This is a genomic window from Saccharopolyspora sp. NPDC045839, from assembly GCF_056431645.1.
Map to the genome: position 1 here is coordinate 126712 of NZ_JBWKKH010000012.1, position 20868 is coordinate 147579.

The 20868-nt window shown below is 68.5% G+C and carries 18 protein-coding genes; 11 read left to right on the forward strand and 7 right to left on the reverse strand.

Annotated elements, in window-relative coordinates; translation table 11 throughout:
* Positions 1 to 57: 57 nt before the first annotated feature.
* The 3 genes from AC07EQ_RS19150 to AC07EQ_RS19160 are packed head-to-tail and all read right to left on the reverse strand — an operon-like array spanning position 58 to position 2908.
* Complete coding sequence (locus tag AC07EQ_RS19150; RefSeq protein WP_478389260.1) at positions 58 to 1323, reverse strand: NAD(P)/FAD-dependent oxidoreductase; 1266 nt, start codon at positions 1321 to 1323, stop codon at positions 58 to 60.
* A 3-nt stretch (positions 1324 to 1326) separates the two neighbouring features.
* Positions 1327 to 1653 carry a 2Fe-2S iron-sulfur cluster-binding protein gene (locus tag AC07EQ_RS19155; protein ID WP_478389261.1) on the reverse strand — a complete coding sequence of 109 codons (327 nt, stop codon included), beginning with the start codon at positions 1651 to 1653 and terminating at the stop codon, positions 1327 to 1329.
* 49 nt (positions 1654 to 1702) lie between these two features.
* Positions 1703 to 2908, reverse strand: a complete 1206-nt coding sequence (locus tag AC07EQ_RS19160; RefSeq protein WP_478389262.1) for a cytochrome P450 — start codon at positions 2906 to 2908, stop codon at positions 1703 to 1705.
* A 169-nt stretch (positions 2909 to 3077) separates the two neighbouring features.
* Here AC07EQ_RS19160 and AC07EQ_RS19165 point away from each other — a divergent pair, with 169 nt between their 5' ends.
* A complete protein-coding gene (locus tag AC07EQ_RS19165; protein ID WP_478389263.1) occupies positions 3078 to 3992 on the forward strand; it encodes a LysR family transcriptional regulator in 915 nt (304 codons plus the stop codon).
* 24 nt (positions 3993 to 4016) lie between these two features.
* On the opposite strand, the gene AC07EQ_RS19170 is transcribed toward AC07EQ_RS19165, so the two are convergent.
* Together AC07EQ_RS19170 and AC07EQ_RS19175 are read right to left on the reverse strand one after the other, a co-directional pair.
* Entirely contained in the window at positions 4017 to 4688 is a 672-nt protein-coding gene (locus AC07EQ_RS19170) for a GntR family transcriptional regulator (RefSeq protein ID WP_358393393.1), read from the reverse strand.
* An 85-nt stretch (positions 4689 to 4773) separates the two neighbouring features.
* On the reverse strand, positions 4774 to 6141 hold the full coding sequence (locus AC07EQ_RS19175; RefSeq protein ID WP_478389264.1) for an MFS transporter: 1368 nt from the start codon (positions 6139 to 6141) through the stop codon (positions 4774 to 4776).
* A 675-nt stretch (positions 6142 to 6816) separates the two neighbouring features.
* Between AC07EQ_RS19175 and AC07EQ_RS19180 the strand changes: the two genes are divergently transcribed.
* Together AC07EQ_RS19180 and AC07EQ_RS19185 are read left to right on the forward strand one after the other, a co-directional pair.
* Positions 6817 to 8103, forward strand: coding sequence for a GH1 family beta-glucosidase (locus AC07EQ_RS19180; protein ID WP_478389265.1), 1287 nt, complete (start codon positions 6817 to 6819; stop codon positions 8101 to 8103).
* Positions 8100 to 9323: an MFS transporter gene (locus AC07EQ_RS19185; protein WP_478389266.1), complete on the forward strand. Its 1224-nt coding sequence runs from the start codon at positions 8100 to 8102 to the stop codon at positions 9321 to 9323. The genes AC07EQ_RS19180 and AC07EQ_RS19185 overlap by 4 nt, the downstream gene beginning before the upstream one ends.
* A 163-nt stretch (positions 9324 to 9486) precedes the next feature.
* Here AC07EQ_RS19185 and AC07EQ_RS19190 read toward each other — a convergent pair whose 3' ends face one another.
* Positions 9487 to 10644, reverse strand: coding sequence for an alanine racemase (locus AC07EQ_RS19190; RefSeq protein WP_478389267.1), 1158 nt, complete (start codon positions 10642 to 10644; stop codon positions 9487 to 9489).
* Positions 10645 to 10781: 137 nt separating this feature from the next.
* On the opposite strand from AC07EQ_RS19190, the gene AC07EQ_RS19195 reads away from it, so the two are divergent.
* From AC07EQ_RS19195 to AC07EQ_RS19230, 8 genes are all read left to right on the forward strand, one after another.
* A complete protein-coding gene (locus tag AC07EQ_RS19195; RefSeq protein WP_478389268.1) occupies positions 10782 to 11375 on the forward strand; it encodes a cupin domain-containing protein in 594 nt (197 codons plus the stop codon).
* 189 nt (positions 11376 to 11564) lie between these two features.
* Positions 11565 to 11720, forward strand: a complete 156-nt coding sequence (locus tag AC07EQ_RS19200; protein ID WP_478389269.1) for a hypothetical protein — start codon at positions 11565 to 11567, stop codon at positions 11718 to 11720.
* A gap of 228 nt (positions 11721 to 11948) precedes the next feature.
* Complete coding sequence (locus AC07EQ_RS19205; protein ID WP_478389270.1) at positions 11949 to 13577, forward strand: GMC family oxidoreductase; 1629 nt, start codon at positions 11949 to 11951, stop codon at positions 13575 to 13577.
* A gap of 10 nt (positions 13578 to 13587) precedes the next feature.
* Positions 13588 to 13980 (forward strand): gluconate 2-dehydrogenase subunit 3 family protein, encoded by a 393-nt coding sequence (locus AC07EQ_RS19210; protein WP_478389271.1) that lies wholly within the window; start codon positions 13588 to 13590, stop codon positions 13978 to 13980.
* Positions 13981 to 14003: 23 nt separating this feature from the next.
* Positions 14004 to 15509 (forward strand): aminobutyraldehyde dehydrogenase, encoded by a 1506-nt coding sequence (locus AC07EQ_RS19215; RefSeq protein WP_478389272.1) that lies wholly within the window; start codon positions 14004 to 14006, stop codon positions 15507 to 15509.
* A gap of 17 nt (positions 15510 to 15526) precedes the next feature.
* Positions 15527 to 16954 carry a purine-cytosine permease family protein gene (locus AC07EQ_RS19220; protein ID WP_478389273.1) on the forward strand — a complete coding sequence of 476 codons (1428 nt, stop codon included), beginning with the start codon at positions 15527 to 15529 and terminating at the stop codon, positions 16952 to 16954.
* A 76-nt stretch (positions 16955 to 17030) separates the two neighbouring features.
* On the forward strand, positions 17031 to 18029 hold the full coding sequence (gene speB / locus AC07EQ_RS19225) for an agmatinase (RefSeq protein WP_478389274.1): 999 nt from the start codon (positions 17031 to 17033) through the stop codon (positions 18027 to 18029).
* Between the two features lie 174 nt (positions 18030 to 18203).
* Positions 18204 to 19115, forward strand: coding sequence for a MerR family transcriptional regulator (locus AC07EQ_RS19230; protein ID WP_478389275.1), 912 nt, complete (start codon positions 18204 to 18206; stop codon positions 19113 to 19115).
* 79 nt (positions 19116 to 19194) lie between these two features.
* Here the strand turns inward: AC07EQ_RS19230 and AC07EQ_RS19235 are convergent, their stop codons facing one another.
* Positions 19195 to 20823 carry a PucR family transcriptional regulator gene (locus AC07EQ_RS19235; protein ID WP_478389276.1) on the reverse strand — a complete coding sequence of 543 codons (1629 nt, stop codon included), beginning with the start codon at positions 20821 to 20823 and terminating at the stop codon, positions 19195 to 19197.
* Between the last annotated feature and the right edge of the window lie 45 nt (positions 20824 to 20868).

Below are 20868 nucleotides of genomic sequence, written 5' to 3' on the forward strand. Positions count from 1 at the left end.
CCGTTCGGCGCGGGTCTTCCCGTGGCGATACACCGCTGCCCGCGCAGTGCGACGGTTTCAATCCTCGCGATGTCCAGATCGGACGACGCCGGTTTCCCGCTTGGCGTAGGCCTTGATGTCGAACGCCGGATCGCCTGCCTGTTCCGGCGCGAGCGGCAGCTCCTTCGCCAGCAGACGACGTGCGGCCATGTGGTCGGCGGGCCGGTTGGCGGACTCGACCGCGGCCAGCCTGCCGCCGCGGAACCGGAAAACCGAGAACTTTCCGGTGTCGACGTCGCCGCGGAGGACGTTCTCGTCGCCGGGCAGTCCGAGTCCGGCGATCTGCAACCGCAGGTCACCCTGGTTGCTCCAGAACCACGGCACTTCCCGGTAGGGGGCAGGGCGGCCGAGGATGACGCGAGCGACGTGCCGGGCCTGGTCCGTGGCGTTCTGCACGGATTCCAGCCGGCTCCGCGCGCCGAGGTGGTGGCTGGGGAAGTTGGCGCAGTCACCGATCGCGTAGACGCGCTCGTCGTCGGTTCGCAGCGATGCGTCGACGACCACACCGTTGTCCACCTCGAGCCCCGCCTGCTCGGCGAGTTCCGCGCGTGGCGTGACGCCGACGCCCACCAGGACGAGGTCGGCCGGGTACCGCCTGCCGAGCGAGCTGACCACCGCCGCGACCCGGCCGTTGCGGCCCTGGAACGACACGACACCTTCACCGACCCGCAGATCGATACCCGCCCGCCGGTGCGCACCCGCTACGAAGTCCGACAGCGGCGAGGACAGCACTCGTCCCATCGGTCGATCCGCCGATTCGAGCACCGTGACGTCGAGACCGCGTTTGCGGGCGACCGCGGCGAACTCGAGCCCGATGAACCCCGCCCCGACCACGACCGCGGAACGCGCATGTCCGAGATTCGCGCGGACGGCGCGCGCCTCGGCCAGCGTGCGCAGGTGGTGGATGCCGTCGAGATCACCGCCCGCGACGCGCAGCGTCCGGTTGGCCGACCCCGTGGCCAGCACCAAGTGGGAATACGGCACGACGACGCCACTGCTGAGGACCACCTCGCGCCTCGCCCGATCGATCGCCGTGGCACGCACCCCGATCCGCAGATCGACGTCGAGTCCGGTGAAGTAGTCGGCAGCGCGGATCGGCAGCGGCGCGGGTTCACCGCCCGGACGCAGGTAGTCCTTCGACAGGGGCGGGCGCTGATATGGCAGGTCGCCCTCCTCGCCCACGATGGTGATGGCACCCTCGAAGCCCCCGGGACGCAGCGAATCGGCGACTTGGAGCCCGCCCTGTCCGGCACCGACGATGACGACGCGGTCTGATGTGGACACCGGTCACACCTGGCTGGCGGGAACGTCGACGTCGATCTGCTCCGCGTCCACGCCGAGCGTGATCTGGCAGCCCAGCCGGCTGCGCTGCTCGTCGCGAGGTTCAGCGGTGCACTCGAGCATCTCCTCCTCGTCCTCGCCGATCTCCGGCAGGCCGTCGAGGAACGGCTCGTGGACGTACACGTGGCAGGTCGCGCACATGGCCTGCCCGCCGCATTCCCCGACGATGCCGCGGACACCGTTGCTCACCGCGGCCCGCATGATGCTGGTTCCGGACTCCACCTCGATGGCGTCCACAGTGCCGCCCTGGTGGTGGAAGTTCACCTTTGCCATGAGGATTCTCCTCGGTCGTCGTTCCGGGTGTTCGCGAAACCGGCTCCGGTCACCTGCGGTCCCACAGCACCGGAAGCCGGAGCATGCCGCGGAACACCCAGCCGCCGGCTTGCGCCGGAGCGTCCGGATCCAGCCGCAGGTTCGGAAGTGCGTCGAACAGGCGCGGCATGCCGACACCCACCACGGAGGCGCGGGCGACCCAGGCGCCGGCGCAGAAGTGGTTGCCGCCGCCGAAGGCGAGGTGCGGCTGCTTGGGCCGGTTGATGTCGTAGGTCTCCGGGGCGTCGAAGACCTTCGGGTCCCGGTTGGCGGCGCCGACGACCACACCGAGCCGGGCGCCCTTGGGCACCAGCACTCCTTCGAGAACGGTGTCCTGAGTGGACTCCCGGGGATACATGCCGATGGGGGCGATCCAGCGGATGCACTCCTCGAACGCGGTGGACCACAGCGACGGTTCGGCCAACACCTGCGCGAGCTGGTCCGGATTGGACAGCAACGCCCACACCGTCGTGCCCAGCGCGTCCCGCGGCTCGTTGAGGCCGCCGCCGATGGTCATCTTCAGGTTGGCGCGGATCGCTTCCAGGGGGATGGGCAGGTGGGCCAGCCCGGACAGCAGGCTGTGGTCCGGGTTCTCGCGCAGGTGCGGCAGCATTTCGTCGATCGCGTCGTCGACCTCGCGCGACGACTGTTCGGCCTTGGCCCACACGTCCGGGTCGTCGGCGTAGTTCCCGGTCCCGTCGATCAGGGTTTGCGACCAGCGCTGCATGTCGTCCTGCGTCGCGTTCCGGAAACCCATGATGAGCCGCAGGTTCTCGGCGGCGTAGGGCGCGGCGAACTCGGAGATGAGGTCGGCGCCGGGACCGGCGTTCTCCAGGCGCTCCAGGTATTTCGCGCAGTTCCGGTCGAAGACGGCGTTCCAGTGCCGCTTGATCGAGTTCGGCCGGAGCACTCCGCCGTAGGACTTGCGGTCGACGTCGTGCGCGGGGTCGTCCTTGCGGAGCATGCTGTGCCCCATCGCCCGTTTCATCAGCGAGTCGGTCTCGTCCGCCGAGAACCTTGCCTGGTCCTGTTCGATGGTGTGGCACGCGGCGTAGTCGGTCACCATGTACCGGTTCACCGCGGGAACCCAGTGCACGGGTGCTTCGGCGCGCATCCGTTGGTAAACGGAGTAGGGATCGGCGTGCAGATCGGGGATGGTGACCCAGTCCGCGACCGGGATCGGGCGGGCCTGCGCCAAGTCGACCGTCGGCGTCATCGTTGACTGCCTCCAATTCGTCGAGGATCGCAAGCAAGACTGGCAGAGCCGTTCAGCGTATGTAAACTTCAAAGTTGTTGGATATATCCACTACTGAGTAGTGGTTTCCGGACTGGCCGATGTGGAATGGATCCCAGGGGCTGCGGTGGCTGAATACACGCTTCGGCAGTTGACGTACTTCGTCGCTGTCGCGGAAACCGGCTCGATCTCGAGCGCCGCGGGCGGGCTGCACGTGTCGCCGACCGCGGTGGCCTCCGCGCTCACGGAGCTTGAACGGGTCTTCGGCACGCACCTCGTGGTGCGTCGCAAGGCCCGTGGAGTGTCGCTGACACCGGCCGGGAGCTACCTGCACTCCCGTGCGGCGGACCTGCTGCGCCAGGCCGACGATCTGGAGCTCAACGTCGCCAGCGGGGGAGCGGAACTCAACGGTCCCCTGGTGATCGGCTGCTACGCCACTGTCGCGCCGACCGTCGTGCCGCCACTGCTGGCGTGGTTCGCCGACAACCATCCGAAGGTGCAGGTCCGGGTGGTGGAAGGCAGTCAAACGGGACTGCCGCCCCGGCTGCTCGCGGGCGAGCTCGAGCTAGCGGTGGTGTACGACCTGGACCTCCCGACGGGACTGAACTCCGTGGTGCTCTACGAGGCTCCGGCGTACGTTCTCCTTCCTGCCCGGCACCGCCTGGCGAAGCAGGCGACGGTGTCGCTGCGAGAACTGGCGGACGACCCGATGATCCTGCTCGACGTGCCGCCGGCGGCTCAGCACACGATGACCCTGTTCGACCGCGCCGGTGTGGAGCCGGTGGTGGCCCTGCACGCGTCGGACTTCGAACTGACCCGCTCGCTGGTCGCCCGCGGGATGGGGTATGCCATCCTGATCCAGCGGCCCGCGGTCAGCCGGTCCTACGAGGGATTGCCCTTGGTGGTCAAGGAGATTCGGCCGGCCGTGCGGCCGATCCGGGTGAAAGCGGTCTGGCCCGAGGCCGTCCGGCTGACCGATCGGGGCCGGGCGCTGCTCGACTTCGCGCGCGACCCCGGGATCGAGAACGTGCCGGGGTCGCACCGACGTGCCCCTCGATCCCGCTGACCCGGGTGCCGGGGCACCGGATGGTCAGGATTCCGGGCGGGAGGTGACGTATTCGGTCATCGTCCGGAGCTTGTGGTCGCGAGAGACGCGCTCGATCTCCTCCTGCGAGGCTCCCGCCCGGATGAGCGCGATGATCCGGTCATGTTCGTCCACGGAGGACAACGTCCGGCCGGGGACGAAGGTGAAGCTGGACCTCCTGATGCCGGACATCCGTTGCCACTCCCGCTTCACCAGGTCGAGCAGGTGCTGGTTCGGGCAGTTCTCGCACAGCGCCCAGTGGAAGCGGTGGTTGAGCTCCGTGAACCGGACCGGGTCCAGGGTTCCCTCGCACATTCGCCGCATCTCCGCGTTGAAGGACGCGGCGTCCTCCAGTTGTTCCGGGGTCACATGCGAGGCCGCAAGGCTGGTGGCCGCGCCTTCGAGGTAGGCGAGCGTTTGCATGGCGTTGGCGTAGTCGGAGGTGTTGATGCCGGCCACCTGGGCGCCGACGTTGCGGGTGAAGGTCACCAGGCCCTCGGCCTCGAGTCGCCGCACGGCCTCGCGCACCGGTACGGGGCTTGTCCCGAATTCGCGGGCGATCTGGTCGAGGACCAGGCGGTAACCGCTCGCGTAACGTCCCGACAGGATGCGCGCGTGGAGTTCCTGGTAGACCTTCTCCGACTTCGACAGCGCCTGCGTACCGGCTGTTCTCGGCATCTCCGTTGTTCCGTCCTCGGGTGGCGACACCTGCGATCGTATACGGTGGGGCGCCGGAATTTCCGGGACGCCCCACCTCGAGCGGTTACCGGTGGGCCGATGCGGCGAGTTTGGCCGCCCCTGGGATGTCGAGCGCGTCCAGGCCGAGGGGCTTGCCCGTGCGGTCCTTGATCGTGAACGCCGCGATCAGACCGATCACCGTGAGGCAGAACAGATAGCCCGACACGGCTGCGGTGCTGCCGAACGCGGCTTGGAGCCACGTCGCGATCATCGGGGCGAACGCGCCGCCCAGGACGGCGCCGAAGGCGTAGGACAGCCCGGCTCCGGAGTAGCGGACCTGGGCGGGGAACATCTCGGCGAGCATGGCCGCCTGCGGCCCGTAGGAGAGCCCGATGCCGATGCTGAAGATCAACATCGCCAGTCCGATCAGCAGCACGTTCTTGGTGTCGATCAACCAGAACATGGGGAAGACCCAGACGAGCAGGGTGGCGAAACCGATCTTGTACACCGCGGTTCGCCCGATCCGGTCGGACAGCATCGCTCCCGACATGGTGGTGACGACCCAGGCCGCGCTGGTGAGGGTGACCAGGTTGAGGATCGTGGCGCGGTCCATCCCCAATACCGTCGTGGTGTAGGAGAGCACGTAGCCGCCGGTCACCATGTACCCGGCCGCGTTGTTCGCGGCGAACGTGAGGGCGCCCTGGAGCACCTGCGGTCCGTTGAAGCGGAACATCTGCACGAGCGGGAGCCGGACGCGCGGTTGCTCGCCATCGGCGTCGGCGAACACCGGCGACTCGGCGACTCCCAGCCGGATCACCGTGCCCACCGCGATGAGCACGACGGACAGCAGGAACGGGATCCGCCATCCCCAGTCGAGGAACTGCTGCTCGGTGGTCGTCGCGGTGACGATGCTGAGCACGGCGGTGGCGATCAGCATGCCGACCGGAACCCCGATCTGCGGGAAGCCGCCGTAGCGACCGCGTTGGTGCGCCGGGGCGTGCTCGACGGCCATCAGCGCGGCCCCACCCCACTCCCCGCCCGCGGAGAACCCCTGCAGAACGCGCAACACGATGAGCAGAATCGGTGCCCACGTGCCGATCGACGCGTAGCCGGGCACCAGGCCGATCGCCGTCGTGGACGCGCCCATGAGCATGAGCGTCAGGACCAGCATGGCCTTTCGTCCCAGCTTGTCGCCGAAGTGCCCCGCGACCACCGCGCCGAGCGGGCGGAAGATGAAGCTCACGCCCACGGTGGCGAACGAGATCAGCCGCCCGGCCAGTTCTCCGTAGGAGGCCACGAACGGCTCGAAGAACAGGGGAGTCAGCACCAGGGCGGCGGCGTTGGCGTAGATGAAGAAGTCGTACCACTCGATGGTGGTGCCGACCAGCGTGCCCAATGCGACCCGGCGATGTTCTCGCCGGGTTCGCTCCCGGGTGAGTTCTTGTTCGGGCATAACAGCTCCCTTGCTGTGTCCGGTGCGGTGCTGCGCTAAACCTGGGCGCCGCTGGTGAAGCACGCCGTCGTGCCGCCCTTGCTGGTGCAAGAGGAAGTCGTCGTGGGAGTGCGGCCTCGTTCTGCTGCGCGGGAGGGGCGGTTGAGGTGCGCCGCGATGACCTTGCCCGGCCGGAAGGCGATGGTTGCGGGGTCGCGCGTCAACGGAAGCTCCCAACATCAGCTACGATATCGCATACGATCTGGGATCTTGCTGGTCGCGGACCGCTGTTGTCAATGGCCGGCCGACCTGAGGATCGGCCGGATCGGATCCCCAGGTGGAGGTGGAAGTACCGCCATCGTGGCTTGTTCTGCTCGGTGGTGCGGCCGGCGCGCGAGGCGTGGTGACGTTGACGGTGCACCGCGCGCGTGGCCAGGAACGAATCGCCCATCGCATCCGCGGCCCTTTGGCGACCGGATCGGCACTCACATCCGGCGATCAGCGTCGCCTGCGTGATCATGACTGGATCTCCGCGAAGATCACACACGAACGTATATGAATTCTCGCCTGACGTTCTTCAAACCGGGCACCGGAATTCTGCCGCTTCGCGGTGTCCGGGAGGACTCCGGATCACCCCTTCCGCGAGTGCCGGATCGGCACTATATTCCGAATAAAATTCATGTTTGGGGTGATGAGATGCTGGTCCCGCACTTGCCCTCGGATTTCGTCTGGGGGGTGTCCACCGCGGCGTTCCAGATCGAAGGCGCCACCGGGGAGGGGGGCCGGGGGCGGTCGATCTGGGACACCTTCGCCGCCACTCCCGGCAAGATCGCGCGCGGTGAGCACGCCGACGTCAGTACCGACCACTACCACCGGTACCTCGAGGACGTCGCGCTGATGTCCGCGCTGGGCGTGGACGCCTACCGGTTCTCGCTGGCCTGGCCCCGCATCCAGCCCGACGGTCGCGGTCCGGCGAACCCGGAGGGGATCGCGTTCTACGACCGCCTGCTCGACGCGCTCTGCGAAGCAGGCATCGATCCGGTCGCCACGATCTACCACTGGGACACCCCGCAGGCGCTGGAGGACCGGGGCGGGTGGCTCAGCCGTGAGACCGCCGAGCGGTTCGCCGAGTACGCCGCGATCGTCGGCGAGCGCTTCGCGGACCGGGTGAAGATGTGGATCCCGCTCAACGAGCCGATGGTCATGTCGATCTACGGCTACGGCATCGGCGAGTACGCGCCGGGCAAGGCGCTGTTGCTCGACGCGATTCCGACCGCGCACCACCAGCTCCTGGCGCACGGCCTGGCCGTGACGGCGTTGCGCGCGGCGGGCGCGGGGGCGGTGGGAACCGCGAACAACCACAGCCCGATCTGGGGTGAAGACCCGGAACCCGTGTCGTTCGCGGACGCGTTGATCAACCGCTTGTTCGCTGATCCGATCCTGCTCGGCAGCTACCCCGAGGTGCTGCACGACCGGCTTCCCGACGGTTTCGCCGACGACCTGCCGACGATCGCCGCGCCGCTGGACTTCTACGGCGTCAACTACTACGAGCCGATGGCCGTGCGCGCACCGCGGACCCCTGGCCCGCTGCCCTTCGAGCTGATCCCGGTCGAGGGTTACCCGATGACGACCAACGGATCGCCGGTCGTCCCGGGCGGACTGCGTGAGCTGCTGGTCCTGCTCCATGAGCGCTACCCGGAGATGCCGCCGATGCACATCACCGAAAACGGTTGCAGCTTTGACGGAATCCACGACTCCGACCGCATTGACTTCCTCGCCTCTCACCTCACCGCCGTGCGGGAGGCCGTGGACGCCGGTGCGGACGTGCGCGGCTACTTCGTCTGGTCGTTGCTGGACAACTTCGAGTGGTCCAAGGGGTACGCCCCGCGGTTCGGCCTGGTGCACGTCGACTACGACACGCTCGTGCGCACCCCGAAGGACTCGTTCGCCTGGTACCGCGACGTGATCAAGCGGTCGAGATGACCGCACTCGCCGAGCCCCGGATCCCGGTCCGCGCCGGGTGGACGACGTTGCTCTTCCTGGCCAACCTCGGGCTGTGGCTGGCGTTCTACGCGCCGATCCAGGTTCTGCTGCCCCGGCAGGCGGATCTGCTCGCCGGCGTGGACAAGGAGGTCGTCTTCGGCGCGGTCACCGGGATCGGCGCGGCAGTGTCGGTGGTGGCCAACCCGCTGGCGGGCATGCTCTCCGACCGCACCACCTCGCGGTTCGGCCGTCGGCACCCGTGGACGCTCGGCGGCGCGCTCGTGGGGGCGGTGGGACTCGCGGTTCTCGCCGCGGCAGGCGATGTGGTGACCATGACGGTCGGGTGGTGCCTGGTGCAGGCCGGGCTCAACGCGATGCTTGCGAGTCTGGCGGCGGCGCTGCCGGACCGGGTTCCGGTGGCGCAGCGGGCACGGATCGGCGGACTCGTCGGCATCAGCCAGATGCTGGGCACCGTCGCCGGCGCGCTGGTGGTGACGGTGCTGATCACCAGGCTCGCCGGTGGCTACCTCGCGTGCGCAGCACTGGTCGTGCTCGGGGCGGCGGCATTCGTGCTGCGCACCCCGGACGCCATGCTGCCGACGAAGCCCGCGGGTGGACTGGCCGCCGCAGCGCGGCGGCTTCGGGTGTCGCCGCGCAGGCATCCCGACTTCGCGTGGGGTTGGGGCTGCCACTTCATGATCAACCTGGGCAATGCCTTCGGCACGCTCTACCTGCTGTTCTTCCTCGGCGACGCCGTGCACCACCCAGATCCGGAGACGGGTCTGCTGGTCCTGATGGGCCTCTACGGTGCCGCGCTCGCCGTCGGCGGGGTCGTCGCGGGAGTGCTGTCGGACCGCACCGGGCGGCGCAAGCCCTACATCCTGACCTCGTGCGCGCTGATGGCGTCGGCCGCGCTGCTGCTGGCCGCGTGGCCGACGTGGACCTCGGCGCTGTGCGCCGCTCCGCTGCTCGGGCTGGGTTTCGGGATCTACTGGGCGGTGGCGCTGGCCCTGCTGACGCAGGTGCTGCCGTCCGCCGCCGACCGGGCCAAGGACTTCGGGGTGGTGAACATCGCGAACTCGCTGCCCCAGGTCGTCGCCCCGGCGCTCGCCACGCCCGTCCTGGCCCACCTCGGCGGCTATGCCGGGCTGTTCACCGCGTCGGCGGTGGCCACCCTGCTCGCGGGCGTGCTCGTCACCCGCGTGCGCGGCGTCGCCTGACTCGTCCTGATCGGGCAGCCGGATTGGTCGATGATCTTCCAGTCGTGTGCTGATACCGAGGACTTCGCTGTCTGCGCCTTTCTCGAAGGTCTTGCTCGGTCCTGGCGGCAGCAGGCGGTGATCCTGCTGGGTCGAGCCGGCCGGAGCGGATCGGTCACCGTGGTCAGCGGAATTGCGGGTGCCACACGTCGTGCGTGCGGCCTTGGTCGTCGACCACGGCGATGTCGGGCCACCGGTCGAAGGCCGAGCAAGGGTGGGAGATCCCGAGGTCCACTTCGTCGCCTACTTGCAGACCGCGTGCCTCTGTGAGGACCAGGTGGTGGTCGTAGATGTGGGCGGCGGTTGCCTTGGCGGCCGGTCGTGGCGTGCCCGGTGCGTCGTGCGCGCCGACGAGCACTGGCAGGCCCGCGTCGTAGGGCAGTTCACGCTTCCCAGCGCCGACGATGGCACGTCCTGGTTCCGGCGTGGAGAGCACGACCGCTCGGACCGTCAGTGCCGCCATCAGCCCTGGCAGGGGTGAGACGTGCTCGTACGTGCCGTGGTCGTGGGTGACGTAGCAGCCCGACCGCAGAACGGGCACCATCGGCAGAGCACCTGGACGCTCCGTCAGTTCCGCAAGGACGTGGACGACCCGGTCGGGGAAGGCAGAGCCGCCCATGCTGAAGACGGGCCGCGCGGTCTCGAACTGTGGCGTGAGGCTGCGGAAGACCGCGATCGCCTTCCGGCAGTGCTCGTCGACGTCCGTGAGTGTGGCGGAGTCCCGGCGATTGGGCCGGGCGCCCTCGTAGCCCGCGACACCGGCGAGGAGAAGCCCGGTCGACGCCTGGGTGGCCTTGGCCAGTTCATATGCCGCGGCGGGCTCCCGCACCCCCGTCCGGCCTCCGTCCGCACCGATGTCGATGAGGACGCGCAGGGGGTTGGACGCGCCTTCCATGGCCGACCGGGCGAGGGAGACCCCGTGCATGGAGTCGACGAAGCAGTAGAGCTCGAGCCCCGGTGTCTCGTCGAGCCGTTGCCGCAGGAGGGCGAGGTCGGGGCGGTGGATCACCTGGTTCGCGATGATCACGCGCCGTACTCCCCAGCCCAGGGCTATGCCGGCCTGCGTCACGGTGGCAACCGTGACGCCCCACGCCCCAGCGGCCAGCTGCCGCTCGACGATGGGGTGGGTCATGGTGGTCTTGACGTGCGGGGACAGCTCGACGCCTCGATCGCGGCACCAGGCCGCCATGAGCTGGACATTGTGTTCCAGCGCGCGCAAGTCGAGCCGGAGCTCGGGCAGCTGCCGAGTTCGACGTCCGTCGGGTGGCGTGTCGTGATCCATTGGTCCTCCCGGGGCTGACACCAAGGCGGCCCGCAACCGAAGCATGACGTGTATGTGCGACGCATCGTAAAGTATTTAAGACGACGCTTGCAAACACTATGCTGGATGGTGCGTTGTGTTTACTAGAGGAGGAGTCCGTGTCGACCGAGGACCACGCGCCCGCTTCGCCCAAGCCTCCAGGCAACGACGGGATCGGTCAGCACCTCCGCCGCGAGCGCTTGGAGCGGGGCTTCACGATGGAGGAGCTGGCGGCGAAGACGGGCTTGTCCCGCAGCTATCTCAGCAATGTCGAGCGGGACGTGAACAGCCCGACGATCAACACGTTGCGCACGATCGTCGATGCTCTCGGCACGACGCTCAGCCAACTGTTCCACGCGGTCGACCGCGAGCGCCGTGTGCTCACACGCCCCGATCAACGCGTTGAACTCACTCGGGCGGGAGTGCAGGGGGTGACGTACACCCTTCTCAACCCCAAGCACGGCGGCAAGCTCGAAATGATGATGTTGGAGGTGGCCCCGGGGGCGTCCTCTGGTGACGACCCGCATGTCCACAGCGGGGAAGAAGTCGGTCTCCTCCTGAGCGGGGAGCTGGACTACTGGGTCGCCGGCGTGCACTACCGGCTGCAGCCCGGCGACTGCGTCAGTTTCGATTCCACCGTGCCGCACCGGTACAGCAACCCGGGCGATGTCCCAGCGGTCTGCGTCTGGTCGGAGACCCCGCCGGGCTTCTGAGAAGCGCGGAATCCGATGCGCGTCCCGCCTTGCCTGCCCGGTCTCGATCGGCAGGGGGCTCAACCACGGTGTGGGCGATTGGTCAAGAGGTCGGGTCAGCAGCGGGGCACGGCCGGCCTGGGTGTCATCGATCGGAATGCTCCTTTGTGGACTCTTGCGGCCTGGCGGGGCTGGTCCATGGGCACTCGGATGTCCACAGAGGACAATGAACAGGCGGCCATCGGCTGGTCGCAGACGGGCGTCGGCCCCGAGCCGGCCGGATCGCGCGAGCGGACCGTCACCGTCACCAGGTACAACAGCCGAAACACCACGACCCGCGATCATGATCCGGGAGGTACGGCGTGACCGTCGGGGCTGACGGTGACGAGCTCTTCGTCCGCCGGTTCGCCGGGGCCGTGCGCGCCGCATCCCAAGGGTAGGCCTCGGTGGGAACCGGCCCAACGGACGGTCTTTTCCGGTTGTGCATTTGCTCAAGTAGCGCGGACTCGGTTGTGGCGGTCGGACAGTAGCGTCGCCGAGCCCCGCTCAAGCATTCTGGGCCGCACCGAACCGAGCTGATCGGGAGATCGACTGGTGAACGCACAGCAGGACCACCCCGACGCAGACGTACTCATCGTGGGTGCCGGTGCCTCCGGCGGAGTAGCGGCCCTCGAGTTGGCCACGCGCGGGTTCCGCGTGGTCTGCCTCGAACAGGGCGACTGGGCCCTTCCGGATGACTTCCCCGGGGGGAAGCCCCAATGGGAACTGGCCCGCCTGAAGCAGTGGAACCCCAGCCCGAACATGCGCGGAGCGGCAAGCGACTACCCGATCGACGTCACCGAGAGTCCGATCGAGCCGCTCATGTTCAACGGCGTCGGAGGCAGCACCATCCTGTTCTCCGGTCACTGGGTGCGGGCGCTGCCCTCCGACTTCCGGGTCCGGACCCTCGACGGGGTGGCGGACGACTGGCCGTTCACCTACGAGGACCTGCGCCCGTTCTACGACGAGGTCACACACCACATCGGTGCGTCCGGGCTCGAAGGCGACCCGGCGTACCCGGATGCGCACACGTTCCCGCTGCCGCCACTGCCGATCGGCAAGTACGGCCTCGCTGCGGCGAAGGGGATGGACAAGCTCGGCTGGCACTGGTGGCCCGCGCCCAACGCCATCGCCTCGCGGAAGTTCAAGAACCGGCCCGCCTGCCTGAGGTACGGCGCGTGCGAGTCCGGGTGCCCGACCGGAGCGAAGGCGAGCACCGACTTCACCCACTGGCGCGAGGCGATCGCCGCCGGAGCGGTCCTGGTGACCGGGGCCCGGGTGCGGCGGCTCACGGTCGACAACCGTGGTCTGGTGACCGGCGCCGAGTACCTCGATCGCGACGGTGCCCTGCACCATCAGGCGGCAGGCGTGACCGTGCTCGCCGCCAACGGGATCGGCACCCCGCGACTGCTGCTCAACTCGGCGTCCGCGCAGTTCCCCGACGGCCTGGCGAACTCCTCGGGTCTGGTGGGCAAGCGGTTGATGGTGCACCCCTATGCCTCGGTGTACGGAACCTACGAGGAGGAGCTCGAGGCCTGGCTGGGGCCTAGCGGGCAGGCATTGCAGTCGACGCAGTTCTACGAGACCGACACCGACCGGGGCTTCGTCCGAGGGGCGAAGTGGAACCTGATGCCGACCGGCGGACCACTGGCCCACACGTTGTGGGAGCCCGGCCAGGACTGGCGCGAGGCGTTCGGACCGGCCTTCCACCGCCGGCTGCGGAGCACCTTCGGGCGCTACACCGAGTGGGGCATCACCACCGAAGACCTGCCGGAGGAGCACAACGAGGTCGTCCTCGACCCCGCGGCCACCGACTCCGACGGCATCCCGGTGCCGAAGATCCGCTACACCATCGGCGAGAACACCGAGCGCATGCTCAAGTTCCACGTCGACCGGGCCATCGAGGCACACCTGGCCGCAGGCGCTACCGCGGTCCACCCCATCCCGGTCGTCCGCGACAGCGGCTGGCACCTCCTCGGCACCGCCCGCATGGGCACCGACCCCGCCACCTCCGTCGTGGACGAGTACGGCCGCGCCCACGACGTACCCAACCTCTTCGTCATCGACGGCAGCGTGTTCGTCACCTCGACGGGCGTCAACCCGACCGCCACCATCATGGCGGTCGCGCTGCGGGCGATGCGCCACCTCGCCGACAACCGGCGCGACCAGACCATTTCCTGCTGAGGATTCCGTGATGCTCGATTCCGAACAGCGGCGCACCTTCGCCGCGCTCGCAGACGTACTCATCCCGGCGTCCGAGGCGATGCCGTCGGCCGCCGCGGCAGGGGTTCCGGAGGCGTTGATCGACCAGGCCCTGGGCTACCGGCCGGACCTTGCCGAAGCGTTCGCCGACGCGATGGCCTCGTGCGCGGGCCAGGAGCCCGAGGCGGCACTCGAGGAGCTCGCCACTCGCAGCCCCGACCAATTTCAAGCCCTCACCGTGCTCACTGCCGGTGCCTACTTCCTGAGCCCCCAGGTGAAGACCGCCCTCGCCTACGACCCACCGCCGCGCGCGGCCCACGACGACACCGACGCATACGTCGACATGTTGGTGGGCGTCGTGGAACGCGGTTCTCCGACCGGTTGAGCCCGACGAACAAAGGATCCACGATGACCGAGACGCGATCCCAGACAGAAGCGGCTCCGCTGACCGGCGACGCCCCGGCGCCGGTCGGTGCCGAGCCCGAAGCGTTGCCGCACTTCGTCAACGGCGCTCGCTGGGCGGGCACCGGAACCCGGACCCATCCGGTGATCAACCCCGCGACGGGCCAGCCCATCGCCCGAGTCCGGTACGGCACGGCGGCCGACGTCGACCAGGCCGTGGCCGCTGCCAGGACGGCGTTCGCCGACTGGCGCCAGAAGACGCCGAAGGAGCGCGCCGATGTGCTGCTCGAGGCCGCGGCCGTGGCCGAGACGCACGCCGAGGAGCTAGCGCGGCTGGAATCCGCCAACGCCGGCAAGCCGATGCCGCTGGCGCGCGAGGACGTCGCCTTCACGATCGACACCCTGCGGTTCATGGCCGGAGCGGTCCGTGCTCAGCAGAGCGCCAGCGCCGGTGAGTACGTCGCCGGCCACACCTCGATGATCGTGCGGGAGCCGGTCGGGGTCGTCGCCGCCATCACCCCCTGGAACTACCCGCTACTCACCACCGCCTGGAAGATCGGGCCGATCCTGGCGGCAGGCAACACCTGTGTGCTGAAGCCGTCCGAGCAGACCCCGCTGACCGCTCTGCGACTGGCAGAGCTGCTGGCCGACGTTCTGCCCGCCGGCGTGCTCAACGTGGTCACCGGCGACGGGCCGGTCGTCGGTGAGGCGCTTGCGACCCACCCCGATGTCGCGCTCGTGTCAGTCACCGGCAGTGTCCGCAGCGGCCATGCGGTGGCCCGCGCGGCCGCCGAGTCGCTCAAGCGCGTGCACCTCGAGCTCGGCGGCAAGGCGCCCGTCCTGGTGTTCGCCGACGCCGACCTGGACGCGGTGGCCGACGGCGTGGCGTTCGCCGGCTTCGGCAACTCCGGACAGGACTGCGGTGCCGCATGCCGGATCCTCGTCGAGGAGTCGGTGCACGACGACCTGGTCGCGCGGCTGGTGTCCCGGGCTGAGGCGCTGGCCGTCGGCGACCCGGCGGAGGGGGACCACATCGAGATGGGCCCGCTGGTCACGCAGGCGCATCGCGACCGGGTGGTCGGCTTCCTGGACCGGGCGTACGCCGAAGGCGTGCGAGCCGCGACCGGCGGCAAGGCGCCGGACGGCGACGGTTTCTTCGTCCTCCCGACCGTCCTGGTGAACATCCCCGACGGTGCGGAGTGCACCCGCGAGGAGATCTTCGGCCCGGTCGTGACGGTCGAGACGTTCACCCACGAGGACGCCGCGGTCACGGCGGCCAACGGCACGAGGTACGGGCTGTCGGCGTCGGTCTGGACCGAGAATGCGCGGCTGGCCGCCGACCTGCCCGGTCGGCTGGACTTCGGCACGGTCTGGGTCAATGACCATCTCGCCTTCGCCACCGAGATGCCATGGGGCGGCTTCAAGTCCTCCGGTTACGGGCGTGACCTGTCGGCGTACGCGCTCGACGACTACTCGCGCACCAAGCACGTGATGGTCAACCGGACCCGCTAGCGGGGCGGAGGAGCAGTATGAGCGAGCAGTCGACAGGGCGGCAGGAGCCCGCTGCGAACATCGAGTCGGCCACCATCCAGCCCATCCCGCTGGACCAGCGACACGGCACGAACCGGGACATGTTCACGATCTGGTTCGGCACCAACATCATGATCCTGTCCATCGTCACGGGTGCTCTGGCCACCACGGTCTTCGGCCAGCCGGCCTGGTCCGCGGCCCTGGCGATCGTCGTCGGCAATCTGCTCGGTGCGGTCTTCATGGCACTGCACTCGGCGCAGGGCCCGCGTCTCGGCGTACCTCAGATGGTGCAGACCAAGGGCCAGTTCGGTTCCTGGGGCTCCGTGCTGATCGTGCTGATCGTGGTGTGCATGTACCTCGGGTTCTTCATCTCGATCCTGGTCTTCGGAGGTGCGTCCCTCGCGTCCGTCATTCCACACCTGGGGCAGCGCGGCGGCATCGTCCTGATCGCCGTCGCCAGCCTCGCGGCCACCATCTGGGGATACGCGGTGATCCACGCCTACGCGCGGATCATGACCTACGTCTCGGGCGCGGTCCTGCTGCTGGCGTTCGTCTGGGCGTTCGTGGTCCACCCGATCCCAGCCACCTTCTTCCACACCAGCGGCGCCAGCCTGGCCGGGTTCATGAGCGTTGTGTCGGCCTCGGCCGTCTGGCAACTCGCCTACGCGCCGTACGTCTCGGACTACTCCCGCTACATGCCGGCGCGGACCGGAGCGAAGCCGGCGTTCTGGATGAGCTACTGGGGCACCAGCCTCGGTTCGATCCTGCCGATGTTCCTCGGCGCAGGCATTGGGTTGCTCCTGCCGGACCTGGACCCCGTCGTCGCCCTGACCGAGGCCACCGCGGGGATCAGCGTGCTGGTCGTCGCCGTGTTCAGCATCGGCGTCGCGGCCACGAACGCGATGAACCTCTACTGCGGCACCCTGTGCACGATCACGATCGTGCAGACGTTCGCGCCGCGCTTCACCGCCCGCAGCCGCGAGCGGGCTTTGATCGCCACTGGGCTCGTCGTGGTGGCGCTAGGGGTGGCGCTCACCGCGGGCGATGGCTTCGTGGCGACTTACAACAACTTCCTGACGTTGCTGCTCGGCTCCCTGATCCCGTGGACGGCGGTCAACCTCGTCGACTTCTACCTGGTCCGGCACGGCGACTACGCGGTCGAGGACTTCTTCCGGCGCGACGGCGGTCGCTACGGGCTGGTGAACTGGCCGGCGGTGATCTGTTATCTGATCGGGGTCGCGGTCCAGTTGCCCTTCATGGTCATCGGTACGGCGTACACCGGGCCGATCGCCGGGCTTCTCGGCGACACCGATATCTCCTTCATCGCCGGTCTGCTCATCGTCTCGCCGCTGTACTACGTCACCGTCACGGTGCTGGCCCGGCGCAAGGCGAGTGCCGGCGAGGCCGTCGTGAGCGCGGCCGAGTAGCCCGATCGACCTCGGCGACGGTTCGTCCGGCGTCTTCTGTCAATCCACCCACCTCCCTGATCGGAGCCACCTGACGATGAGTGACCACCAGCCGATCGGTGCCCTGGAAGCCACCGTGGTCCCGCGTTTCGCCGGGCCCGGGACCTTCGCACGGATCCCGGCCATCGACGCCGTGCCCGACTACGACATCGCCGTTCTGGGCGTCCCCTTCGACGGAGGCACTTCCTACCGGCCGGGCGCCCGGTTCGGGCCGATGGGGGTCCGGCAGGCGTCGCGGCACCTGCGGCCGAGGTTCCACGTCGAGCTCGACGCCGCGCCACTGGAGCGGGTCCAGGTCGTCGACGCCGGCGACGTCCCGTGCACGCCGTACTCCATCGACGAGGCGGTCAAGCAGATCGAGGGGTTCGCCCGCGAGGTCGTCGGGGCTCGGGACCGGCGCCTGGTGACCATCGGTGGTGACCACACCGTCGCACTGCCGATGCTGCGCGCCGCGCGGGACAAGTACGGCCCGATCGCGCTCGTCCACTTCGACGCGCACCTGGACACCTGGGACACCTACTTCAAGGCCCCGATCACCCACGGGACGGTGTTCCGCCGCGCATTCGAGGAGGGTCTGCTCGCCGAGGAGAAGTCGATCCACGTCGGCATCCGCGGGCCCATCTACGACCAGCTCGACCTCGTCGACGACGCATCGTTCGGATTCCGGGTCATCCGGGCCGGGGACCTCGACACGCTCGGCATCGACGGAGCCGTCGATGCGGTGCGGCGGCGGGTGGGGGACGCCCCGGTCTACCTCTCGATCGACATCGACGTGCTCGACCCGGCGTTCGCACCGGGCACGGGGACGCCGGAGATGGGCGGACTCTCCAGCCGTGAACTGCTGCACCTGCTTCGCCGCCTCGACGGTCTCAACCTGGTTGGAGCGGATGTGGTCGAGACGGCTCCAGCGTACGACCACGCCGAGATCACGTGCGTGGCGGCCGCGACGGTTGCCTTCGACCTCATCACGCTCATGAGCAAGACCGAGGTGCGCAGGCCCGACTCGTCGGCCGCCGCTCCCGCCCGACCGGTCTAGGTCGTGTGGGCCCGGCTGCTGACGTTGTTGCAGGCGAGGGCTGATGCGTCATTGCGGAGGAAGGGCGCATTTCCTGGCATTGGCGCGGAGCGGTGTGCATGGGGTTGCACCTTCCGTAGCGGCATGTGGTCCCGTGGACCTACGTCCCGATCCCTTGAGGAAAGGTCCCTGCTCGTGCATTCGTCTTTCATGCCACCCCGCCAGGTCAAGATCGGTGACGCGGCGGCCTTCGCCGGCAGCACGCCACGGGCGATTCGCCATTACCACGAGATCGGCCTGCTCCCCGAGCCTGAGCGGGGCGGCGATGACCGCCGCCGCTACGGGTACGAGGACATGATCCGCTTGCTGTGGATTCGCAAGATGGCCGACGCCGGGATCGCCCTGGACGACATCCGTGACGCCTTTATCACCGGCACGGCTTCCGCCGGTGCGGACAGCGGAGAAGATATCGCGGGCATCCTGGAGCGGTTGGAGGAAACCCTCGCCGAGCAGGAGGCGGAATTGCGGCGGCAACGGACCGCCGTGCAGCGGATGCGCACCGAAGGCAGCCGGATGGGCCTGCTCTCCGACTTCGTCACCGAACGCCTCAGGAGCCTGCCCGAGGGCTCCCTGCGTCAGGCGGACCTGGACAGTCTGCTGGTCACTGAGCGGATCTTCGGCCCGCTCGGCGCGGCCGTCCAGTCCACCCGCTTCATCGTCCTGGCCACGCATCCCGCTCTGCGGGAGGAATCCGACCGCATCGATGACGCCGAGGAGGCACTCGATGACAGCGTCGCCGTCGATGATCCACGGGTGGCTCAAGTGGCCGTCGAGCGGCACGCCTTCGAAAGCGCCCTGCAGGCCGTCATCGAGGAGTCCGGCCTGGGTAAGGACGACGATGCCCTCTTCGACGCCTGGGACACTTTGCACCCTGCTACCGCCGATGACGGCGAGGACGAGGCCGACCTCGGCTCTGGCAGGCGGGAGGCCGACTCCATGAGCGTGTTCGAAGCCATCGGCAAGATGCCCTACGACTTCTCCCCAGCCCGCCTGCGCTGTATGGAACTGGCCGAAGAACTATCCGCCCAGGACTCACCCGCTACCTGAAACACAACCTAGGCGTCGCGAACGACCACCACCAGCACTCAACCGCCGGGCAGCACGGATCACCGGCATCAGCGGGGACTCACCAGGAGATGAGTTCGAGCGCGCGCAGTGCCAGCCACAGTTCGGCGATGTCGCTTGTTTCGCTGAGGTCGCGGTGGGTGAGTTCTTCGATCTTGCGGATGCGGTAGAGGACGGTTTGCCGGTGAACGTGAAGTGCCCTGCTGGTGCGCTGCCACGAGCGTTGGTTGGCGAGGTAGGCGTTGAGGGTTTCCAGCAGGTTGGTTCCGTGGTCTTCCTCGTACGTGAGCATGGGGCGCAGAACGCGATCGACCAGGGACTGGGCGTCGGCGATGTTGGACAGGCCGATCCACGGTGCGGCAGTGCCGTAGCGAACGATGGCGGTACCGGTGCGGTCTGCGATTCCCAGGGACCAGTTCGACTCCCGGGCGGCCTCCGGTAGCCGCGTGACGGCGCTGACCTGACGGCTGATGCCGATGCGCGCCGTTTCTCCCAGGGTTCTCGTCAGAACGAGGTCGAGGTCGTCGTCGTCCTTGGCGAGGACGTGGGTTCGTCCGGAGCGGTGTCGGCAGATGTGCGGGATGCCGTGACGCCACAGGGCGGTGGGCAGTTCCTGGAGCCGTTTTTCGTCGTTGCTCTGCGCGGTGATGACGACGGTTTGAGCGGGTTCGAGGCGCAGGTCGAGGAGCTGCTGGTGGCCGACCTGCGGATCGATGCGGCCGTCGAGGAGTTGGTTGAGCAGCTCGGCACCGAACCGGCGTTGTTGTTCCAGTGCCAGCTGTGTTTGGGACAGTTCCAGCGCGGCGACCGTCGCCGCGTGTTGCAGGAGGACCCCGTCGAGCGCTGCGCTCCGATCCCTGATGACCATCAGCGTGGCGTGCTCCTGAGTGGGTACCTCGACCAGCAGGACTTCGCGGCCGTCCGGGAGCGGAATGCCGAACGCGCCTCCCGTGAGGTAGCGCGTGACGGTGTCTCTATGGCGCACGGCCCTTGCGGCGTCGGGGTCGGGCGGGCCCACATCGGGGTACCACGGCTCGCCGGATTCCCGGTGGAGGAGGTGGACTTCGCAGCCGAGTTCGTGCTTGAGCGCGTCGAGGAAGTCGGTCTGGTCGGAGCCTCGCGCTGTCGTGCGCCTTATGGCGTCGTAGATCCGTTGCGTCTTGATGAGACGCTGCGACTGTTCCAGCAGGGTTGCTTCGGCGACCGCGCGGGAGATCGCCACGAACGGCAGCGGGTAGCGGATCCAGAGCACCGGGAGCCGCAGCCGGTCGCTGGCTTGTTCCAGCTGCGGGTGCAGCGGCGGGCAGTACATGCGTTCGCCGATGGCGAGGGCGCTGGCACCGGCCTCGACCAGCCGCTCGACCAGCTTCTCCTGGTCTTCGGCTCTGCGGGGAAAGGACATTCCGTTGGTCATCAGCATTTCGCCGCCGGTGATCCATTCCCATGGCTCGGGCAGATCGCAGGTGTGGGTCCAGGACACCGTGTTGTTCAGGCCGGCCGAGCCCGAATGCAGCCGGAGGCGCAGGTGCGGGACTTCGAGGAGCTCGCCAACGGTGATACCCATGCCCCAGGCTAACCACTGTTTGCCGTTCGTTTGAAGCGGTTTGTGCGATCGCTCAAGATCATGCGGCGATTTTGAGCAGATGGTGACTTCACGGCCGGGCTGATGCCGCGTACACCTGTTCTCCAACCGACTTGTCCGCACCGCTGCGGGCGCGCCAAGCGTGGGAGGAGG

Excerpts from the sequence above, each read along its gene's own strand:
- AC07EQ_RS19155 (WP_478389261.1), bottom strand. The coding sequence starts at position 1,653 with ATGGCAAAGGTGAACTTCCACCACCAGGGCGGCACTGTGGACGCCATC.
- AC07EQ_RS19160 (WP_478389262.1), bottom strand. The coding sequence starts at position 2,908 with ATGACGCCGACGGTCGACTTGGCGCAGGCCCGCCCGATCCCGGTCGCG.
- AC07EQ_RS19170 (WP_358393393.1), bottom strand. The coding sequence starts at position 4,688 with ATGCCGAGAACAGCCGGTACGCAGGCGCTGTCGAAGTCGGAGAAGGTC.
- AC07EQ_RS19175 (WP_478389264.1), bottom strand. The coding sequence starts at position 6,141 with ATGCCCGAACAAGAACTCACCCGGGAGCGAACCCGGCGAGAACATCGC.
- AC07EQ_RS19180 (WP_478389265.1), top strand. The coding sequence starts at position 6,817 with ATGCTGGTCCCGCACTTGCCCTCGGATTTCGTCTGGGGGGTGTCCACC.
- AC07EQ_RS19185 (WP_478389266.1), top strand. The coding sequence starts at position 8,100 with ATGACCGCACTCGCCGAGCCCCGGATCCCGGTCCGCGCCGGGTGGACG.
- AC07EQ_RS19190 (WP_478389267.1), bottom strand. The coding sequence starts at position 10,644 with ATGGATCACGACACGCCACCCGACGGACGTCGAACTCGGCAGCTGCCC.
- AC07EQ_RS19200 (WP_478389269.1), top strand. The coding sequence starts at position 11,565 with ATGTCCACAGAGGACAATGAACAGGCGGCCATCGGCTGGTCGCAGACG.
- AC07EQ_RS19210 (WP_478389271.1), top strand. The coding sequence starts at position 13,588 with ATGCTCGATTCCGAACAGCGGCGCACCTTCGCCGCGCTCGCAGACGTA.
- AC07EQ_RS19215 (WP_478389272.1), top strand. The coding sequence starts at position 14,004 with ATGACCGAGACGCGATCCCAGACAGAAGCGGCTCCGCTGACCGGCGAC.
- AC07EQ_RS19220 (WP_478389273.1), top strand. The coding sequence starts at position 15,527 with ATGAGCGAGCAGTCGACAGGGCGGCAGGAGCCCGCTGCGAACATCGAG.
- speB (WP_478389274.1), top strand. The coding sequence starts at position 17,031 with ATGAGTGACCACCAGCCGATCGGTGCCCTGGAAGCCACCGTGGTCCCG.